Raw genomic sequence first — 20,030 nt, forward strand, 5'->3', positions numbered from 1 at the left:
CGGTATTGCTAATTACGATTCAGCCATCAATACAGCAGACCGTTTTGAGGCAACTGATCTTCATCGACCTGCAGACCTGTAGCACTGTCGTACATGCCCATGTCCAGCAGAACAAATGCATCGTCATCCGACCTGGCACCGTGCTCAGCCAAAGCGGATATCTTCCCAGCCTCTTTGAGTCTGTCCAGCTGTCTAGGCCAGACATTGACCGCGTACCGGCCCAATCTGCGGAACAGCCCTCGCGTATAGCAACGAGGATCAGTCAGCTGGGCACACAGGGCGCTCGCTTCTTCATTGACCGGTATATAGACGGGAACAGTTGGCGTATCAATCAGCTTGAAAAGCTCAGCAATCTGAGCGAACGGCATACGGCATCCTGATATTCCACGCTCATGAGCCTTAAGAATTTGACGCTGATCGAGACTCTCATCCCCACGCATTCCAAAGAGCCTGGTGAAATATTCATGAACCGCTTTTGAAGATGCCAGGTCAGCATTGCCTTCCCGCACCAACTCGAAAGCCAGCATATTCTGCTTCAAAAACGAAACCTGGCCCTCATCAGTCGAAAAAACATGAACCAATGAGGCATCCGCTTCACGTCGACCTTCTCTATTGCAACGGCCAGCTGTCTGAAGAATCGAATCAAGACCAGTCTGTTCCCTATATGCCTCAGGAAAATCGACATCCACTCCGGCCTCTATCAGAGACGTGGATACGACCCTGCAAGATTCTCCCTGGGTGAGGCGATCCCGTATCTGCTTCAGCAACCGTTCCCTGTCATAGGCACATTGCAGTGTAGTCAAGCAGAAAGTACCGTCTTCAAAGCCATGCTTTCGCACCGCTCCGGAGATGTACTGCGCCTCCTTACGTGTGTTGACCACGCACAGAACCTGATTATGGCCTTCTACAGCTTCAGCCATCTCATCCATGTTCTTATGACCGTCATCGACGATTCGGTTGCGCCTGAATTCCGAGCGCTCCTTTTCGCTTAATGGTGCAATTTCAGGGATGGTCAGATTCGGGCATTGAAGAGCCTGAGCAAACAGTTCCTGCAAGGCCGGCTGTGTTGCTGTGCACAGCACCGCGGTGACGTGATAATTGGCAACCAGTTCAGCTATGGCCTGTACACATGGTTTCAGCTGAGGCAAGGGCAAGGTCTGGGCCTCATCGAAGATCACAACAGAGTTAGCTATGTTATGAATCTTCCTGAGTTTAGAGGCCTTGTTGGCGAACAGGCTTTCGAAAAACTGCACAGCAGTGGTTACGATAACCGGCATGTTCCAGTTCTCGGCCGCAAAACTGCGATGCAAATCGTTTGCTGTAAGCTCGTCTTCCTCTTTTAATTGGAAAGCAGCATCTGCATAGTGTGGTAGAACCGCATCTGGCCCAAGGAGGGTTTCGAATTCCTTTACCGTCTGGTCGATGATTGACGTGTAGGGCACGACGTAAATAACCCTATCCATATGGTGTGTTTTGGCGTGTTCAAGCGCGAACGTAAGCGAGGAATCAGTCTTGCCGCCGCCTGTGGGAGCGGTCAGCGTGTATAGACCTGGCTTCCATTCAGGATCGGCTCCGTGAGTAAGGCAGTCACGCAATATGGCATTGCGTTTTTCATTCAATGACGTACTCGCCTTCGCCGACAGGAAGGACTCAGCCCTGCGCTCCATGATTTCAGCAAGCGCCTTGATTCTGATTGACTGATGCTCACGCAGCTGCCCAGCCAGCGCTTTGCTTATTTCGCGTAATTCCTGTGGAGGCGGCATAATAGAGCTGGACAGACGATCGGGACCGAGATCCTGAAGCAGCTGCTCGAGAAATGGTGATTCATCGCGCTCTACTTTGCCATTGACAAAGAACTCAGCATCCAGCCGATCCGCATCCACTAGCGCTGATTCGTGCATACGGATACGCATCATGTCCGAGAAATGTGAGCCCAAAGAAGGAAGCGGCTTGACTTCGGGAAGAGTGATCTCATCCTTCCAATGCGATGCATCAGGGTTGGGACGCTTCATTCTGCCGACCAAGGTGCTTGAATTCTCGGTATCAATACGATTGCCAAAATCCGGCAAACCAGCATGATGCCCTGCAATGGCAAATGTGGCTTCTTGAAGATGGAGCTTATAGGCCACTTTCATCCCGTATGAAGAGTGATTGACACTACTGCTCATCATAGGCCTCCCTGATCATCCTCTGGAATTCCTCCGAATACTTGCCTATGTCGTGAAGAAGGCCTGTATCCAGACCCATATCAGCCTGATCTTGGTCATACAGATAACCAGCCAGCCTGCCGGCGAAGGCTGCATCAAGACATCCAGTCATCACCAGATGCTGCACGCAGACCTCGAAACCATGATCTTTCGAAGTGCGGGCCAGATACTCGTCTATCTCATCGCCTTCGGTCGTCATGCGATCATCTCTTCCTGACTTAGGTCACTGTTGAGCGGTTGCGCTGTATTGACCCGAATCCAAGCCGTCAATCGCCATACGCAAACCGGCTTCTCACGAATGAACGCAGAATCCTCAACCATCGCCCCATCTCCTTTGTATAGGCGATCACTTGTGTTCTGATACAGAAATATAAACCTATTAATGAATAATGTCAATTCGGTTTCTGGTTATTTAGAAAGAACTATATATTACGTATATATATACAATTACTGAAGCTTGGTTTTATCTAGGGAAAATCTAACGAAGGTATAAAGGCTCATCAGCCTAGGCCGATGAGCCCTAGCCTTATTCTACTAAACAGCCAGAAACCATTTCAATCCACGCCTTGCGGCGACTACGTCTGTATTCTGACCACAGCATTAAGCAATGCCGATCATGCATACAAACCAACCACAATCCAAGCATGCGCCATAGTGACGTTTTAAGTTATAGCTAGATTGCTTTGCGTTACAGACACTTTATAAGATACTCCACTTCAGCTGCTGTATTTGCTTGGCAGAGTCATTGACTTCATCCACCTTCTACAAAGTACGGCGGCGGTACTCCATAGGAGGCATACCTACTTTGGATTTAAAAGCGCTGCAAAAGACGGACAGCTTGGAATATCCGCAATTCAGAGCAATCTGTTCGACAGGCTTGGAGGAATTGCTGAGCATACTTCGAGCCGCATTGATTCGCGCGTCCATAACATAGGCATGAGGCGTATAACCGGCTGCCTTTTTGAATACCCTAATGAAGCTAGGCTCACCGAGACCAGTCATAATGGCAAGCTGATGATTGGCAATATATGTCCATCACCATTTGAATGTCATGACCGCTCCTGTCAATGTCACCCTGCCCCACCGGCGCATCAACGAACCATGTCAGAATGTCCGTCACATATTTCGCAAGCATTGTTTCGGATAAATAGGTGCCGGACCGAAATATGTTGTAAATGGTCTTTAGCGGGTGCAATGCCTTTTCATCCTGCACCAGAGCGAAGATCGGCCCTCGCTTGGCAATTATCTGCTGGTAATAAAACCGGGACGCCTGACCATCGAAGTACATCCAAAGCATCTCTGTCGACCCCACAGACTGATAGCGATGGTATTGGTAACAATCCAAAAGTACAAACTGACCACCATGGGCAACGCTCCGCATAGCATTGGTACGCGGTGTGAGCTCCCCTGATTTCAAATACATGACTTGAAAACTGGGATAGGTGTCACGCTAGGTGCGATGACCATTGAGCATACAGTAAGACCATCTTGGCATTGAGACTGCGAGCAAGGGTCATGAATGCTTGGCATTTACTTATTCATGAAGCCGAGGCCCTGCAGCAGAGTGCTCAGGAATCCGGGGATTACCCTATTCAGGAGGGCAAAGCCAACGATAACGACCGCTATGAAGACGACGACCCCTATTAGCTCGTCACGCTGCTGCTGACGGTGTTCAGCCTCACGCGCCGCAGCCATCCTCTTGCGGTAAACCACCGGACACGTCGTCCCTGGACGATGACGATGTACAGGACACTCTGGATCATACTGACACATACCATTAGCATAAGTCTCCTCGCCAGATCCATGCATTGGTACTAGCCCGTAAGTTCCACTTGCTTCGTCCTTGTCTGGCCACACCAGACAACCCCAAGATTGGGCGCGATCCAGTCAAAAGCATGTTTAGCAGGGTTATACGCTAGCCAAACCAATCGCCCGAAACCGTTTCCCTCCTTCAAAGACAAGGATGAAGATGTAAACTCGGCTGCATTTACCGCTGCGTTCCCTATGCCTGCCCTCATCGATGAGCCCAGAGGCACCAGCAACGACCCCATATTGCGAGTACGGAAGTCAAAGACAAAGAAGCGAAAGACATACCTACCGCACTCCTACGCGTCTACAGAGCGATTCGGGATCACTCTGGTTGTTAGTTTTGAATTATCGTGGCGAACCTACCAGCCATCCGTTCTGAAATCTTTGAACTCAGAATAAGCGAAGAGGATTGGACCAATGACAACGATGTTCCCCTTGATGGAATCACGCCCGCTGATGCAGGGAACGCATGAAGTCAAGTCCTGCGAACCTGCTACAAATGTGACTATTCACACGTATGCGGGGAATACGCGTAGTATGCACAAAAAAGTTTGCATCAGTAAGGATTATCTTCGAGGATGCAGGCGTTCTGTCGCAGACCATACAAGGCCTGCACCATGAGGGAAGGGAATCAGTCATGGCATGGAAGGGGAATGCGCAGGGCATATCGGCAAAGGCCGACCATCAGCATTTCATCGTCGGCCTCGTGGCCGTCCTAGTGGTTGCTACTGGCCTGTTGCTAGGGGTGTGGACTTGGTCTTCGCATGTCAAGGCGGAATCCCTGGCCGACTGCCGGTCGCAAGCGGCTTCCGCGGCTCGGAGCGTGAAGGCCTACAAGGCGGACCGGGCTAAGGCGCAGCGGCGGGCCCGGGCCATACCCCAGGGCGACGTGTCCGACGTCAAGGTCGTGGCCGCCGTGGACAAGGCCGCTAAGCCCTCCGTCCCCGCAGTGCCCTCGTGCAGCGCGGACGACTCGTGGAGCTCGTTGAGAGCCTTGGCACAGCAAGCCGCCCAAGTTACCGCCAAGGTTGATACTGCCGACCGCGGCGTCAAAGCGGCCTCGGAGAAGGTGGCCCATGACGAGGCCCGGACAGTCAAGGCGCACCTGGACAAGGCAATCGCTGACGGGGACTCGCTGTTCTCGGGCAGCGACGGCCAGGTGGCGGACAACGCTGTGCGCGATGCCCTGAAGACGGTGCTCGACCAGGCCAAGGCCGTGCAGGCCGACGCCAAGGCAGACACCAACGCGCGGCGCAAGGCCATCCAGGACCTCGCCAGCCAGATGCAGGCAGTCAATGACTCGAAGACCGCCAAGGCCAATGCCGACCAGGAGGCCGCCGATCAGCAGGCTCAGCAGGCGGCTGTTGCGGCGCCGGCGCCTTCCTCGGGCCACACACGAGGCGGCTCTGCCAGCACTTCGGCCCGTTCCAACGGCTCCAGATATGCACGAGGCGGATCACGCAGCGGCCAGACCGCTCGTCGGGCAGGCGGATCAAGAGGCGGCTATACCGCTCCCGCGCCTTCGTCGGGAGGTAGCGGCTCCAGCTACGCTCCCGCCCCTGATCACTACACCCAGGAGCAGATCGACGGAGCTCATCATTATTTGTGCATAATGCAACCTGACATCACCAGCGGATGCTGAGCTTCCCGTGCATGCAAAAGGGCCGTCTCCTCGGCTTCGGAGGGGCGGTCCTTTGCGTCTTACGCCTCTGCCATGCCGCACCTGAATTCCTTGCGGACTCACAACCGAACGCTACGCGCTGGGATCATCTCCACGTGAGCAGGGAACACGCCTCAAGAAGAGGCTGCATGTAGTCTACCCGGGAGCCGCAGTCAGCGCTTAGAACGACGCATGTAATACATAGAGCTGACCGCATCTGAAGTCTTGAACCTTGAATTCGACTCCGATACGGTCGGAGCATCGCTCCACATGCCGAAGACTTCTATTTAGCTGCTTAACGTGATAACTAGTAATTAACGCCACATACGTCACATGTCTTAGCCTAATTTCAGACACACCTGCACAAAAGCACAACCGCCGAAGCCACCGATCCATCATGGCTGAGAGCGATGTGCCAGCACAACTGCACTCGATCGACCTGACCACCGGGTAGAGGCAAGGAATGGTAAAGCCTGGCTTCCACGGAGGACTCTAGATGGACACTCGGCCGACCCCGGCCATCGTCCAAGATTTCCACCCCGCTCCAGGGGAAATCATCCAGATCATAGGGCGATGGCTCAGACCCCAGCGCCTGCGACCAAGCTTTGAGCACGGACTCCTTACCGGCCCAGCGCACCGCCAAATGCGCCGCCGTGTCGTCACGCTTGAGCAGGGACCGCTGCTCGGCCTGCCGCCGCTCCCGTGGCGAGAACAAGCTTGTCATACGCGTGCCCGGCATGGCCAGCTGCCGGCCGAACTCCTTCAGGTCGACCAGGTCATGTCCCAACCCCAGCACTTGTCCAAACCCGGCATCATTCATAGGCCCGAGTATGCCCCTCATCGGTCACTGCAGCAAATCATCCGATCAGAAACTCGAAAACTACACAACCTGGGGTCCTAATCAACAGTCACTGCAATCTTGCACAAATAGCCCTAGAAAGGGATAAACCACAAGGAACAAGAGGTTAGCAAGAAAGGAAGGTATGGATAAGAATAGATAGAGTGAGAGTCTGCCATATCTCATAGAGCGAAGTCAGCAGCCTGCTTGGAAGTCAGCAGCCTGCTTGGAAGTCAGCGGGCTGGGCCAACCGCACACAAATCATTTAGGAACATTCAGCGCAGCAACTCAGAGGCTCTTCGCAGGGCTTGAAGCTACAGGAATCCAATCCAAGCGGCGATGAGCATACATTGTCCTTAGCTTGCCACGTACCTGCGAACGGAGGTACAGAAACCAGCGGCAAAAGAATCATGAGCAGCTAGACATTGACCAGGAGTTCAAATCACTCGGTCATGCTCTTATGCCTATGCGTGAATCTCAGCCAGAGTGGTTCACGCCTGTTTGTTTGTTCGGGAAGCACTGCGACCTTTTCCAGCTCGGAGTGGAGTTGCTTGAGTCCTTCGCTCTCGATGCGCAGCCCAGAGAACGTCATCATAGACAGTGCAGGACTACGCTTGTCGTACCGAAAATAAAAGAAAGAGTGTGGCGTTGAGGGGAGGGTAATAATGTCAGCTTTATGGTGGCGCAGAGTGGCGTCGTACCTGCTTCGCATAGTATTGCCTGCGTCGTTGCTATCGCAGTTGGTGGGGACCATTGCATTTGGAAGATCTTCGCCAGGCGGATCTGCTCAATCCTGGATTGATTGCGCTTCTGTGGCTGTTGCCTGCGTGATTTCCGCATGGTCCGCGCGCAATGGGCAATCCTGGGCGCACCGTCTCCTCAAGCTTCAGGTATGCGATCAGGATTCCAACCTGCCCATATCCGGTCTGAGAATGGGCGTGCGGGAGATAGCGCATCTTGCTGATTTCGCATCGCTCTTCATTGGTTTTCTTTGGCCTTTATGGGATGGCAGAGGGCAGACCTTCGCCGATAAGATCATGGGAACAACAGTGACCAGAAAACAATAGGCATGCCTGCAATGCCGCGACGACGCCCTGTACCCATCGTGCAGGCATGCGAAAAAGATACGGCTTCCAGCAGCAAGCAAGCTGCAGGCATTAGTGCGCATGGCGCAGCAAACTATAGCTGGTTTTCATCCGTATACTGCTGGCCGCTATGCATCTGCTCGACAATGGCGAACGCCGACCGTATAGCCACGTATACCACCAGCAGTGCTATAGCGATAATCCAGTTAGTCATGGGAATCGAACCCTTAGGGCCACCCATGAAATGCAGGGAGACAAACCCCAGAATTATCAACGCCAGGCATAGCAGAACAACAAAGACTGCCCGGCCAGTGGTCACTCCTTTGGGGAATAGACGAGTCACACACTCGACCAGGCAGATAATTGACAGCGCAAAACCGACGGATGCCACAATACTCACTATCATCACCTTGCCAATCCCTTGAACAATGCCCAACAACCATCAACACCGAGGGCTGCCAGCAGTGTCTTTCCTAAAGTAATCTCAAATCTCTTTCAATCCTTAAGGAAGCGGCAACTTTCTTGCCAAGCTTCATACCTCGTAATGCACCAAGCATACTTGACTGGATATAACAACTCAATTAGCTTTCCATTCCTGGCGGTCCGTTTTATCAACTGTCCAACCTGGTCATAGAACCCAGAGATGGTTCCAGTGGAAATGCCAGTAGCCTCTCCTGTCCTGGACGATTACGATACCTGTGCGACATCTGGGAGGCCTTGTTGCTGCAGTCAGCCGAGCACCTCCGCGTGTACCCTAACGTGTACCCATTCAGCCCGTAAAGTACCGAATACTGGGGAAGATTTCGCTCAGTCAGACCCGATCCTGACCGCTCCAAGTTGTTGGAAAACCCGCCGAGAATGACGGAATACCAACGATAATCATGGAGCGGGCGACGGGAATCGAACCCGCGTAATCAGTTTGGAAGACTGAGGCTCTACCATTGAGCTACGCCCGCAAAGCCGTTGGCTCGGTAAAGAGCATAGCACACGGGCCCACCGGAACATGCAGCAAATTGGTCATCCGAGGTTTAATTCAGCGCGAAACCTATGTAGACATCTCTGGACCGAATCCCTGTGCGACATGGAGACCTGCGCCGATTACCCCTCCCCCACGGATAACCGTGAAGATTCATACAGAAATTCTGGCCCTTGCCGGCCGAACTAATATCAGGCAGTTCATCCACGTTGAATAAAAACCCTCTCTCGCCAGTATCGCTTCATTGGGTATGCATGGATCAATCCCGTGGATCCGAGGAACATCTTGCGTGTACCCGCGACTGCCTGAGCAATGCGGGATCATTCATGCTAACGCGGTAGCCACTCATTACTGAATACTCTGTATGGAAAAGAACAAATATTCCGCAAGATCTTTCATTTTTACAGAGCGAGGCGAATCGGACTGATATCAAGCCGCCATTCGATCTTGAAGAAAGAAAATAATAGGGAATTGACATTGACAGCGGCAAGTTCGCCGCGCACATCAGCCTCGTCTTTCGACGATGGAAATTCCACTATGCCCGAGCATCGATTGCAATGGCTGAAATCATACGGACGATAACAGTATGAGCATTAATTCTTCTGATACCATCTAAAGCAACGTCAACAGATATTTATTATGCAGTTCTCAAAAACGAGAACAGCGGGAAACAAGTAGTTGGCCACAGTTGAGAAGGGAACTATAGCCAAACATAATTGCCGAGTAGTTAGCCTAAGTTCTTCTGCTTTGATTAACGAAGAGATGAGATTTGTTTGCAGATGAGGTCAGATGTCAGCTTGTTGCTGCGGAGCTAGCATCATAACCTATGCGACAACTTGTTCTGCTTCAGTATCGACAGATTGACCCTACCTAATTTTGGCAGCTTTTCATCTTGCAGCTCCTTCTCAAGAAAGGAAATGAAATGATATTAGCCATTAAACATTTTCTGTCACTATGTTCAGATGACCTCAAGAACAATTGGGGCGAACCAGATTACATGAAGCACCTCGTTGGGGCTACGATATTCGGATTGTGCGGTGTAGCTTTTGGTGTCGCGATGTTCGTTTTATTTCCTTAGACATGCACGATACCTTGCTGCAATATAGTTATATCTACGAGCGCAGCAAACACCGATGAGTGCGGTGTCTTTGCGGAAACGCCGAGTCAGTACGAGCTACCATTATTCACTGGCTGCCGCTTCCCATCAGGGACACCTATCCGTGGGGCAACAATAATCAGTGAGGTTTAGACGACAACATCGTGCACACACGGGGCATGCCTGTCTTTGTTCTGAAAGATAAAGCGGTACTCCTTACAAATCCCTCCAGTCAGCATAGGAACCTTCCAGTCCCTAGGCCTTGCCTCAGGCATAAGGACTCATGTCTAGGAAACCAACTCGAATAGGCAACTGGAAACAGGCGATCCCCTCAATGCAGTGAATCGCCCGATCCGACACCACCAACAACCAGTACCTGCGTCAGCTTTAAGGGTCCCGCCCACAGCATAAGGGGAAAAATATCGGCGTGGCTATGGTGGTCGGGCTTCTTGGCATGAGTATTATGGCAACAAACCTCAGCCGCAGGAATCCCATAGCAGCGGCCACTAACACTAACACTTCGCACGAGTAAGCGGCCGGACGACTCCCCCAAGACAAGTTCGGCCATTCGGGTGGCCCAGCAATAATCCCAAGTAAAACCTGGGCCACCCATCTACTTTTTTATACCTTTTCATGAATGGGGTCCAATCATGTTCAGGTTGTAAGGGCCGCCTGTCCCTCAAGCAGCTTTGAAGCAACCCAATGCACGCACTTCTTAATCGTACTGAAACCAGATACAGATCGTATGCCTGTGTGGGACAAGACAAGTGAAGGCCATAACCAAGCCTGACGTACCCAGAATCATTTCAATCCACGCTCCCGTGAAGAGAGCAATCACCCGAGTACGAGCAGTTGATGAGATCTATCCATAACAAAAGAGGAGGTGAGCCGTCTGGCCCACCTCCTTGATCAGCGCAGTGATTGAACTCTCACCGATTTCCTATTTCCCACTGCAGAGAATAAGAAACCGACCAACTCACACTGCTCTCAGCTCCGGTCGTAGTAGCCGTCGGCACCCAGACGGGCCTGGGGATCCAGCAGCATGGCCTTCTCGACCTCATGGCCCACATACCCGTGGCCGTCCTCATGGAAGCGGCGGTTGTCGATGGGCTCGTAGAGCGGGGCCCGACCCATGCGGCCCTCCTCCAGATGGCGCTGACCAGCGGCCAGGCGGTCGTTGGCCCGGCGACGCCACTGGTCCAGGGCCTCCTGGCCGGAGGTCTTGAGCACGGCCTCTTCGAAAGCACCAGGGCTGACGATGACCCCGATGCCGGAGACATGGCCGAAGCCCAGGGAGGTGACCAGCCCGGCCTTGATCCTGCCCACCTTCAGGGGCTGTTCCAGCCAGACCAGATGGTCGTCGCGTCTCAGGACCGGATCCACGCAGTCCAGGGAGGCATTGGCCGGGATCACCCCGGACCGGAAGAGCTGGGTGAGCCCGTTGATCTGGAAGATGCAGGCACCGCCCTTGGCATGGCCGGTCAGGCTCTTCTGGGAGATGACGTAGAGCGGGTTGCCGTCCGTCCGCCCGATGGCGTGGGCCAGGGTGTTGTGCAGCTCGGACTCGTTGGGGTCGTTGGCGTTGGTGGAGGTGTCATGCTTGGAGACCACGGCGATGTCGTCGGGGCTCACGCCCAGCTTGGCCAGCGAGCGCACCAGATCCGAGTCCCTGCCGCCCATGCCGGCCGCCAGAGCCCCCAGCCCGGGTGCGGGGATGGAGGTGTGGGCACCGTCCGCGAAGGAGTGGATGTACCCTACCACGCCAGCCACGGGCAGACCCATGCGCAGGGCGATATCGCCGCGGGTCAGCAGGATGGTCCCGCCGCCCTGGGACTCCAGGAAGCCGCCGCGCCGACGGTCGTTGGCCCGGGAGAAGAACCGAGGCTGGATGCCCTTGGAGTACATCTCGGCGGAATCGGCGGTGGCGTTCATATTGCCGAAGCCGATGACCGATTCCACGCCGATGTCGTCAATGGCGCCCGTGACCACGAAGTCCGCCTTGCCCAGGGCGATCTTGTCGGCGCCCTCCTCAAGGGAAACCGCGGCCGTGGCGCAGGCCGAGACCGGCTGGACCATGTTGCCGTAGCCGCCGATGTAGGACTGCATGACGTGCGCGGCCACCACGTTGGGCAGGGCCTCCTGGAGGATGTCCGTGGGGATCTCCTTGCCCAGGAAGCGGTCCAGGTAGAGCTTGCGCATGGAGGCCATGCCGCCGAAGCCGGTCCCCTGGGTGGAGGCCACCTTGGAGGGGTGTACGGCCTGCAGGATCTCCACCGGGGTGAATCCGGCCGACAGGTAGGCGTCCACGGTGGTCACGATGTTCCAGAGGGCGATCGGATCCACGTCCCCGACCATGGAGGCGGGAATGCCCCACTTGACCGGGTCGAAGCCCTTGGGGAACTGGCCGCCCACGGTCCTGGACATGGTGGCCCGACGCGGCACGCGGATGCGGGAGCCGGGCAGACGGGTGACGGTCCACTCGCCGGACTGCTCATCGCGGGCGATGCTGGTGTGGTCCGGATCCTGGGCCACGTACTCTTCGGCCATGTCCTTGGTGGGCACCGAGAAGGCCACGTCGTGATCCAGGAAGACGTCCACCTCCTCCTCGTTGGTGCCCTGACGGTAGTCGGAGCCCATGCCGTCGTCGAAGGGACGGATGCCGGAGCGGGCCACCACCTGGTCGTGGTAGCGTTCGGCGATGTCCTGCTCGGGGACCAGCTCGCCGTCGGTGTCGTACCAGCCAGGCTTGGGGCTGTCCTGCCACTCGACCAGACCCATGTTCCAGGCCAGTTCGAGCACGGCGGCGGCACTCAGGTCGACCTGGCCGTCCGAGTGGATGCCCATCTCGGCCTCGAAGCGGGTGCGGCCAGAACCCCAGGGACCCATCTCGCCAATGGAGACAATGACGATCTGATCCTCGGGCCGAGCAGTCACGCCCTGCCAATCCTGCAGATCCACCGGGGCCTGGGCAGGTACCCGGGGTGTGGGCAGGGCCTTGATGACCCGGTCTGGATCCTTGTTGGTATCTGCGGGCGCATCACCGGACTTTCCGGCTGGGGCCGGTGTCGACGGATCGTCGTCCTGGGCAGCCTCGGTCTTCAGGGCCTTGAGGTCCAGAGGGCTGGAACCCAGTCCACCGGTCAGGTCGGCCTTAAGCGGGGCCTGGAGAGCCTGCTGACGGGCCTGAACAGTGCACAACTCGAGCAGTGAATCAGCCATCTGCTCGGTGGAGTAGGTGTGGACGCCGTGGCGCTCCACCACCTTGACCAGCGGATCATTGCCGCCCATGAGCCCGGTGCCACGCACCCAGCCGATCAGCGGGTGGGCGAAGGTGACCCGGCCGGACCAGTCCTGCTCGGGGCGGGACCGGTTGACGATGGCGTCCAGGGCGGCCTTGACCTCCCCGTAGGCTCCGTCGCCGCCGAACATGCCGCGGTTGGGCGAACCGGGCAGGACCACATGCAGACGGTGGTCGACATCGGTATCCGCCCCGATGCCGGCGAACCCGACGATCTGGCGTTCCAGGCTCCAGAGCATGAGCCGGGCCTGGGACTCGAAGAGCCGGCCCGAGTCGGCCATGGTCCCGTGCATGGCGGGGGCTGCGAAGGGCAACAGCAGGGTGGGCTCGTAGGCGGGCTTGAGCACGGTGGTCGTGGCCCCCGTGGTCTTGCGCTGCTCGTTGCCGACCCAGTCCACCAGGGCATCCACATCCCGGTAGCTGGACAGGTTGGCGGACACGATCCAGAGACGGGCACCGCCCACGGCATGGCGGCGGTAGAGGTCGCGGGCCCAGATGACGGTCTGTGGCTTCAGGGAGTGGCAGACGGCGATGACCGTCGCACCGCCCTCCAAGAGACCCGCAGTCAGCGATCCCGCGATGGACTTAGGGGCCACGCCGGTGACCACGGCCACGTCCTTGGCGAATCGTGCCGCGGTCTGGTCCGAGTCGGCAGGGGTCATGGCCTGGTCGGCGATGCCGCTGAAGACCCGGGCCAGATCCTGCTCCCCACGTTTGCCTGCCTGCTCGGCGTACCAGACGGCCTGATCGTGCACCTCGCGTCCGGCTCCTACGAAGCTCAGGCGGCTGCGGTCGTCATCGTGCTCGTGGTAGATGTGAGCCAGATCCTCGCGGGCGCTGGCCCAGCGATCGTCGAAGAGGACGGCGCGCGAGGCCTCGAAGCGTGGCGCCACCTGCTCGGGCCAGTCGCTGCCCAGCTCGGCATCGACGGCAGCCACAACGGCAGCATCCACATTCTCACCAGGCTTGGCGGTCGGAGGCTCAAGCCCCAACTTGTCCAGGAGGAAGCGTGCGGTAGAGGCCAGCACACCCTCAGATCCGGTCACCTGGGCTGCGAAGGCATCCAGGGCGGCGGAGTCGACTACGGCACCGCCAGCAGCACCGCCTGCAGAAGGCATGGAGACCGTGACACCGTGGCGCTGGGCCACCTGCTGAACAGCCTGATCGATCAGCGCATTGGCCGCAGGCACAGTGGAGACAGATTCGGTGGGCAGGAGCGCCAGGTCGCCGCCACGGGAGGAGGCACCCTCACGGGTGTCCAGGACCAGGCTGGCCACGGTGGCCGAGACCCAGCCAGAACCCAGCTGCCAGACGTCGGAGACCCGCTGCTCAACCTGCTGCAGCTTGAGGCCGGAGGGGCCGAAGAGGTCGCGGATGCGCTCACGCACGATGTCGGAGAGCACCGGACCGAAGGGCCGATAGTTGGGGGCCACCTTGTTCACCAGGGCACTCAGGTCGGTCATGCTGGCCTCGGCGGCACCGTCCACGCTGGCCACGCCCAGCTCGGAGCTGATGTCCATCAGCAGCTGGTTGCGCCTGGAGGAGACGCCGTTGGTCAGGGTGTCGGTGGTGTCGGTCTGCCCGATCTGCTCGGGGCGGATCTTGGTGGAGTAGGCCAGCAGAACGGCGATGGCGTCCGAGGCCTTGAAGGTCAGGTCGGCCACATCGGCACCCGATGGGCCGCCGCTCACCGGGGCCGGAGCGGGGGCCGAGTCCTCGGCTGCCACAGGGGCTGAGGCAGGGGCCGGAGCCGGAGCCGATGCAGGTGCGGAAGCAGCAGCCTGAGCCTGAGCAGGTTCAGGACTGGAATCCTGGACAGGAACTGCGGGCTCCTCCTCCACCGGGGCCATGGGATCGGTGTCGGTCAGATAGACCCGGCTCTCGTCCCTGCCCAGGTTGTAGACGCTCACGTGACGCTCGCGGAAGTCTGGCAGCTTCAGGGTCTTGGTGCCCAGGTTGGCCAGGGTGGGCGAATGGCCCAGCCCTACCTCGATCAGCTGCTCCACGCCCAGGCCGCCCTGCTCGGGGGCATCGAACATGAGTGCCTGGGTCTCAATCCAGCGCACCGGGGAGGCGAACTGCCAGGAGAGCAGCTCGGTCAGCAGCAGACGGCCCAGCTTCTGGTCGTCGGCCGCATACCGGTCCCAGACCTTGGGATCGTCCAGAGCCTTCTTGATGCGTTCGGAGGGAACCACCTCCAGGATGGAGGCCGCAAACTCCTTGGTCATCTGGAAGGGCCGTGCAACCAGGTTGGGTATGTAGCGACCCTCCAGGCGGGAGTAGTCGATGTGCTCGGGCAGCAGGGCGTCCAGGGTGTCACGGAACTCGGGCACACCCTTGCGCAGCAGGGTGGAGTGGAAGGGCACGTCGATGCCGGGCACGTACATGAAGGCCGGCTTGCCGCCCGCCTCCTTGGCCCGACGGTTGGCATCGGCACGCAGGTACTCCAGGCCTGCGATGGTCCCGGCCACGGCGTACTGCTGGCCGGCCAGATTGTAGTTGACGATCTCCAGGAATTCGCCGCACTCCTTGGATACGGACTCCACATACTGCTTGACGCCGGAGTCGCCCACACCGAACTGGTTGGGACGCAGGGCGCCCATCCGGTAGTTGCTGCGCCCCTGCTCGTCGCGCTCGATCAGGGAATGCATGGTGGATCCGCGGTGGAAGACCAGCTCCAGGACCGTCTCCAGGGACATGACCCCGGCGAAGGAGCTCAGGGCGTTGTACTCGCCCAGGGAGTGGCCGGCGAAGTAGGCGGGCCAGATGTCCATGCCGGACTCGCGCAGGCGGGCGGTCTGGGCGAAGGCCACGGTGGCCAGGGCCACCTGGGTGAACTGGGTCAGGTTGAGCAGACCCTCCGGATGATGGTAGGTGACCCCTTTGGCCGTCAGGGTGTGGGGGTTGTCACGCACCACGGCCAGGATGGAGAACCCCAGCTTGCTGCGGGTCAGGGCATCGGCCCGTTCCCAGGTCTCGCGGGCGGCCGGGGACTTGGCCCGCTCGTCCAGGACCATGCCCTGCTGCTGGATTCCCTGGCCGGGGTAGACGTAGGCGGTCCTGGGGGCGCGGGCGATCGCCGTGCCGCGGGAGACCAGCTGGCCGTCGATCCTGCAGGTGACCTCCAGGACCAGGCCGCCATGGCGTACCTTGCCCACGCGCTCCAGGCTGATCTCCACCTTGTCGCCCAGCTGGACCATGCCGTACATGTTGTAGGTCCATCCGGCGATCTCGTAGTGGACGCCCTGCTCGTCGGTGGCCTGGGCCGCGTACTGGGCGGTGGCCGACAGCCACATGCCGTGCACCAGCGGCGCAGACAGGCCGGAGACGGCCGCTCCTCGCTTGGAGGTATGGATGGGATTGAAGTCCCCGGAGGTACGTGCGAAGGCGGTCATGTCCTTGGGGGCGGTGACGGTGACGCGGCGCAGCAGCCTGCGTGGTGTGTCCACCGTGTCGGCGCGGATGCCGCCGTACTCGGGAGCCTCCTGGGGCAGCTGGTCGCTGTAGGCGCGGCCACGGATGGCGAAACGCTCGACCTCGCGGGCCAGCACAGTCCCGTCCTGGGCGGCGTGGACCACATGGATGGTCACCACCCGCCCGGAGGAAGATTCCTGGTAGGGCTCGGCCCAGCTGGTCAGCTCGATCCGCTGGCCGGTGTGTTCCAGCAGGCGCTTCTCGCTGACCTCCAGCTCGATCAGGTGGTCCAGATGGACCGCATTGAGCAGTCCCTCGATGATGGGGAAGCCATTCACATAGACGGATCCCAGGGCTGCGTAGATGGCCGGCCAGGCCGGACCCACCAGGGCGTCCGGGGCGAAGCCGGAGGGAATCAGCGCATCGGGTAGGGCGCCTCCGGTGGCCGCCTCATGGTCGAAGCCCAGGTTGGATGCCAGGGTGTAGCCGCTGTGGGCCAGGCCGAAGGGATGCTCAGGGTCGTCATCGTTCTTCTCGATGACAGGCATGGCCTCCAGCTTGTCGCCGGTGACGGAGGTGTTGCCGATGCCGGCTGTATCGGCCAGCAGGGCGTAGACGTCCTTGGGCAGGCGGCTGCGGTCGACCACCGGGAAGAGGCCGACCTGGTCGCTCTTGAGGGTCAGCGGCACGACGATGTCGCGCACCGCATGCCGGTCCAGGCCGCCGTCGGGGTCGTCGTCCCAGTAGGTGTCCAGATGGATGTCCAGGTCGTAGTGCTCGCCCTGGTCGTCCTGGCCGGTGGCGGTGATGGCGTAGTTGGGGTCGTCCATGGCCGTCCCGTATGCCGGATTGGCCATCAGGTGGCCCACCCAGGAGATGTTGGGGCTGCGGCGGATGAACTCCTGTGCGTCAGCGGCGCCTGCCAGCTGGCTGTAGGCCTTGGCGGGACCGTTGTCCAGGCCGCGCACCCGGTCTATGGCCGCCTGCTCGAATCGTCCCAGAATGGAGGCCACCGGCTCGTCCACCGTGGTGATGCCCGCCACGGAGATGGGTCCGGGGATGGCCCTGACCGAGTCGGCGCCGTAGCGGGGGTCCTCGGACTGCCAGAGCTGATCCTGGCCCCACCAGCGCAGCAGATCGTTGTCGATGACCGGCACGAAGGGCATGGGCTTGGGATACTCGCGCACCAGAACAGGGAACCAGGCCACATCGGTGGGCACCACCTTGAGCTCGGCAGCCTGGGGATAGGCCTCATGCAGCCGGCGAAGCGCCTGCTCCGGCTCGGCAACATCCTGCCTGGAGGCGAAGATGGAGTCGAACTCGCCGCTCTGACGCTCGCAGACACGGGCCTCGATGCGCCGTAGCAGGTGCAGGAAGCGGTCGATGTAGGTGTCGTCGGCCCAGGGGTAGGCCAGGTCGGCGAAGCGCTGGGCCCAGTCCTGGTAGGTCATGGTCTCCAGATCGCCGAAGTAGGGCTTGGCGGTCTTGTTCAGGGCCTCGATGATCTCCCCGCGGCGGGTCTCCAGCTCCTCCGGATGCTTCATGACCCGGACCAGCAGACGGCCGCACTCGGCGGAGGAGTTCTCCATCTCGTAGATGTCGGCGTGCAAATGGCTCAGGCCGGAGCCCACGCCCCCCACGGACTTGCCGCTGGGCACCCACTTCTCTCCCATGGGGGCGAAGGGGTCCGGATCGGGGGTGGAGGTGTCGATGCCGGGAGTGGCCACCAGAGCCCGCTTGATCTCGGGATTGGTGTGGGCCTCCTTTGCAGTCATGGCAGCCGTGCCGATCATGACGCCGTCCACGGGCATGTCCGGCAGGTTGTAGGCGCGGGACCACTGGCCGCTGATGTAGTCGGCAGCACGCTCAGGGGTGCCGATACCGCCGCCGGCCACCAGAACGATGTTGGGGCAGGCGCGAACCTCGGCGTAGGTGGTCGAAAGCAGGTCGTCCAGGGACTCCCAGGAGTGGTGGCCACCTGCAGCCCCGCCCTCGACCTCCATGAGAATGTGGGTGGGGGCGACCTTGCGGGCGATGGCCACGACCTGGCGGATCTGGTCCACCGTGCCGGGCTTGAAGGCCACGTATGGGAAGCCCTCCTCGTTGAGCTGACGGATCAGGGACACGGCCTCGTCCAGCTCGGGGATGCCGGCAGAGATGACCACCCCGTCGATGGGGGTGCCGGAGGCGCGCTTCTTGGGCACGATGTGCTGGCTGCCGAACTGCAGATTCCACAGGTAGCGGTCCATGAACATGGCGTTGAACTCGACCGTGCGGCCCTCCTGCAGCTGGTCCTCCAGCTGGGACACATGGCGGTCGAAGACCTCGGCGGTCACCTGGCCGCCGCCGGCCAGCTCGGCCCAGTAGCCGGCGTTGGCGGCCGCAGCCACGATCTCGGGCTCCACGGTGGTCGGGGTCATGCCGGCCAGCATGACCGGGGGCTTGCCGGTCAACCGGCTGAAGGCCGTCTCCACCCGGGGACCGGCCGGTGTCTCAAGCAGACGGGGAGCCAGCTTGGACCAGTCCTGGGTACGGACCGGATCCTCCTCCATGGTGGACAGCTGCGCGCGCCGGGCCTGGTTGGAGGCCTCGACCACGCCCACGCCGGTGCCCTGGACCAGGTTGTCCACCAGCTTGCCCAGGGTCTCGCCCGGGCCCAGATCCACCAGCCAGAGGGAGGCGGCATCCTGCTGGTCCATGACCTCGGCGATCCGGCCGGCCCAGTCGGCATGGTTGAGCAGGACCTCCTGAGCCAGAACCCTGGCACGCCCGGTGTCCAGACCGCAGCGGGAGGCCCAGTCCACGCTCAGATCCACGGCCTCCTTCATGAGCGGCGAGTGGAAGGGCAGGGTCACATCCAGGTACTCCAGAACCGGCGAGAAGGCGGTTCCGCCACGGACCTTGTCCTCGCGCAGTTGGCGCTGATGCTCGCTCTCCTTGCCCGCCTCGATGGCGAAGGCTGCCAGATCCTCCGGATAGCCGGACAGGACCAGATTGCGATCCGAATTGGTCACGGCCACGCTGATGGGGCCGCGAGCGCCAGGCACCCGATCGATCAGGACCTCCACCTGACGGCGGGTGGCACCGCGCACCGAGAGCATAGGCGTGGCCTCACCCTGGCGGTGGATGCCCAGACGACGGGCCTGACGGGTGCCGGCCGCGCCGATCAGCATGGCGGTGGCCAGGATCTGGTCGATGGCGCCCTGGGCGGCTTTGAGGGACCCAGCCGCCTGGATCTCCTGGACCATGTGGACGCCGATGATGCCCTGGGAGTGTCCCAGCAGGGCCACCGGACGGGCCTGGGCCGCATCGTAGCCCAGCTGGTCCATGTCCATGAGGGCACCCAGCTGCACCAGGGCGATGCCGGGCACGCTGACCGCCGCATCGGCGGCCGGTCCCAGCCTGACCGGGTCAGGCCTGTAGCCGAACAGGTCCAGCTGACGGCCGTTGGTGGCCAGCAGGTCAGGCTTGACCGCCCTGAGCAGGTCGGTGGCCGCCGCCATCCGCTCCCTCAGGGCCTTGTCGATGTCGGGATCGCCCTGCAGATCGGCCAGGGCCACGGTCCAGGGGTTGGACTGGCCGGCGAACATGAGTGCGTGCGGCTGCTCGGCGAGACGGTTGATGAAGAATGTACTGGTCATGATGTC

9 protein-coding genes, 1 tRNA gene and 1 pseudogene are annotated in these 20,030 nt (G+C 59.5%); 3 read left to right on the plus strand and 8 right to left on the minus strand.

All coding sequences use genetic code 11. The annotated features are described in order from the left end of the window. Positions 1-26: 26 nt before the first annotated feature. The 4 genes and pseudogenes from cas3 to ACNAOV_RS07675 form a co-directional block, all read right to left on the minus strand. Positions 27-2,171: a CRISPR-associated helicase Cas3' gene (cas3, locus tag ACNAOV_RS07660; protein WP_416517227.1), complete on the minus strand. Its 2,145-nt coding sequence runs from the start codon at positions 2,169-2,171 to the stop codon at positions 27-29. Then, positions 2,158-2,406: a hypothetical protein gene (locus tag ACNAOV_RS07665; RefSeq protein WP_029678130.1), complete on the minus strand. Its 249-nt coding sequence runs from the start codon at positions 2,404-2,406 to the stop codon at positions 2,158-2,160. Before ACNAOV_RS07665 ends, cas3 begins: the two co-directional genes overlap by 14 nt. A gap of 563 nt (positions 2,407-2,969) precedes the next feature. Continuing rightward, complete coding sequence (locus ACNAOV_RS07670) at positions 2,970-3,209, minus strand: helix-turn-helix domain-containing protein (RefSeq protein WP_110413429.1); 240 nt, start codon at positions 3,207-3,209, stop codon at positions 2,970-2,972. Beyond that, a pseudogene (locus ACNAOV_RS07675) lies at positions 3,193-3,639 on the minus strand (hypothetical protein); the annotation flags it as partial. The pseudogene ACNAOV_RS07675 and the gene ACNAOV_RS07670, both read right to left, overlap by 17 nt. Before the next feature lie 62 nt (positions 3,640-3,701). Between ACNAOV_RS07675 and ACNAOV_RS07680 the strand changes: the two are divergent. Beyond that, a complete protein-coding gene (locus tag ACNAOV_RS07680) occupies positions 3,702-3,854 on the plus strand; it encodes a hypothetical protein (RefSeq protein ID WP_416517228.1) in 153 nt (50 codons plus the stop codon). Positions 3,855-4,653: 799 nt separating this feature from the next. Then, positions 4,654-5,658, plus strand: coding sequence for a hypothetical protein (locus ACNAOV_RS07685; protein ID WP_416517229.1), 1,005 nt, complete (start codon positions 4,654-4,656; stop codon positions 5,656-5,658). A 367-nt stretch (positions 5,659-6,025) separates the two neighbouring features. Here the strand turns inward: ACNAOV_RS07685 and ACNAOV_RS07690 are convergent, their stop codons facing one another. Next, entirely contained in the window at positions 6,026-6,496 is a 471-nt protein-coding gene (locus tag ACNAOV_RS07690) for a holo-ACP synthase (protein WP_416517230.1), read from the minus strand. Positions 6,497-7,179: 683 nt separating this feature from the next. Here ACNAOV_RS07690 and ACNAOV_RS07695 point away from each other — a divergent pair. Beyond that, positions 7,180-7,581, plus strand: coding sequence for an RDD family protein (locus ACNAOV_RS07695; protein WP_416517231.1), 402 nt, complete (start codon positions 7,180-7,182; stop codon positions 7,579-7,581). A 112-nt stretch (positions 7,582-7,693) separates the two neighbouring features. Here ACNAOV_RS07695 and ACNAOV_RS07700 read toward each other — a convergent pair whose 3' ends face one another. The 3 genes from ACNAOV_RS07700 to ACNAOV_RS07710 form a co-directional block, all read right to left on the minus strand. Continuing rightward, the gene (locus tag ACNAOV_RS07700) at positions 7,694-7,999 is read right to left on the minus strand and encodes a hypothetical protein (protein WP_416517232.1); all 306 of its coding nucleotides are present in this window, start codon (positions 7,997-7,999) and stop codon (positions 7,694-7,696) included. A gap of 482 nt (positions 8,000-8,481) precedes the next feature. Continuing rightward, positions 8,482-8,555, minus strand: a tRNA-Gly gene (locus tag ACNAOV_RS07705). Positions 8,556-10,658: 2,103 nt separating this feature from the next. Further along, on the minus strand, positions 10,659-20,024 hold the full coding sequence (locus tag ACNAOV_RS07710) for a fatty acid synthase subunit beta domain-containing protein (RefSeq protein ID WP_416517233.1): 9,366 nt from the start codon (positions 20,022-20,024) through the stop codon (positions 10,659-10,661). Positions 20,025-20,030 lie beyond the last annotated feature (6 nt).

It is taken from the genome of Bifidobacterium asteroides (genome assembly GCF_048001765.1).
Lineage (GTDB): Bacteria > Actinomycetota > Actinomycetes > Actinomycetales > Bifidobacteriaceae > Bombiscardovia > Bombiscardovia asteroides_K.